The organism is Nonomuraea sp. SYSU D8015 (assembly GCF_008065375.1).
GTDB lineage: Bacteria > Actinomycetota > Actinomycetes > Streptosporangiales > Streptosporangiaceae > Nonomuraea.
The window spans coordinates 1-1,584 of record NZ_VJYI01000064.1 but is presented as its reverse complement, the minus strand read 5'-3'; the positions used below and the strand labels follow the sequence as shown (position 1 = coordinate 1,584).

General features: G+C 67.7%; 1 protein-coding gene. It reads left to right on the top strand.

What is annotated here, in order from left to right; all coding sequences use genetic code 11:
- Positions 1–55: 55 nt before the first annotated feature.
- A partial coding sequence (locus ID574_RS59210; RefSeq protein WP_223168227.1) for an ISL3 family transposase occupies positions 56–1,584 on the top strand: 1,529 nt, incomplete at its 3' end.

Sequence of the window (1,584 nt, the reverse complement as noted above, 5' to 3'; positions counted from 1 at the left end):
TCGGCTCTGGCCCGTAATCGGTGGTGGCACTGAGTGATCCCTGCCAGGCTGGGCCGTGCTGAAGATCGACGATCTTGTGGGTGTGGTATTTGCGGGACTGTCTTCCCTGGTCATCGAGGCAGTACAGGACGAGGACGACCTTATCCGGGTCATGGCTCGTACACGTCATGAGCCAGTGCCGTGTCCGGTGTGCGGGGCGCTGACTGGTCGGGTGCACGGCTACGTGAGCCGGACGGTCACCGATGTCCCGGTCGATGGTCGCCGGGTGGTGGTGTCGCTACAGGTACGACGTCTGGTCTGCCCAGTATGGGGATGCCCTCGGCAGACGTTTCGTGAGCAGGTGCCTGGGCTGCTCGAGCGCTACCAGCGTCGCACCAGCAGGCTCACCGGCCAACTGGGCGCGATGGTGAAGGAACTGGCCGGCCGGGCGGGTGCTCGGTTGTCGGCGGTCTTGGCCATCGCGATTTCGAGGTCCACAGCGCTGCGCCTGCTGGTGCGGCTGCCGCTACCGGCGCTGCGGATTCCGCGCGTGCTGGGGGTCGATGACTTTGCGCTCAAGCGCCGGCACCGGTATGCCACCATCCTGATCGACGCCGAGACCGGCGAGCGAATCGACGTTCTGCCCGGCCGCGGTGCCGATCAGCTGGAGGCGTGGCTGCGATCCCACCCTGGGGTCGAGATCGTCTGCCGCGACGGGTCGGGCGCCTACGGCGAGGCGATTCGACGTGCCCTGCCGGATGCGGTGCAGGTCGGGGACCGGTGGCACCTGTGGGCGAATCTCTGCGACAAGACCCTCGCCGAGGTTCGCTCCCACAGCGCCTGCTGGGCCACAGTCAACCAGCCCCGGCCCGCCGGCGTCCACGAACAGACCACCCGTGAACGCCGGCAGCAGATCCACGACCTGCTGGACAAGGGCGTCGGCCTCCTGGAATGCGCCCGCCGCCTGAACCTGTCCCTCAACACCGTCAAACGCTACGCCCGCACTCGCGAACCTGATGCCCTGCGCCGCGCTCCGCGCTACCGGCCCACTCTTGTCGATCCTTATCGCGATCACCTGCGAGAACGGCGCGCCGCCGACCCGGCCGTTCCTGTCCTGCAGTTGTTCCGCGAAATTAAAGAGCTCGGCTACACCGGCAGCCTCAACCTGCTCTACCGCTACATCACCCAAGGCCGAGCCGAAGGAGAACGGCCCGTCACCACCCCGCGCCGCCTGGCCCGTCTCCTGCTCACCCACCCCGACCGGTTACGCGAGAGCGACACCCAGCTGGTGCAGGAACTCACGGCCGCCTGCCCCGAACTGACCGCCCTTGCCCGCCTGGTCCGCGACTTCGCCGCACTCCTCACCCCAGCCGAAGGCAACGACGCCATGCTCACCACCTGGATCACCACCGTCCGAGCCGAGGATCTGCCCCATCTGCATGGCTTCGCCAACGGCCTCGAACTCGACCGCGACGCCGTGAACGCCGCCCTCACCCTCCCGCATCACAACGGCCGCACCGAAGGCGTCAACACCCGCACGAAGAGGATCATGCGCCAGATGCACGGCCGGGCCGGGTTCGACCTTCTGCGCCACCGCATCCTGCT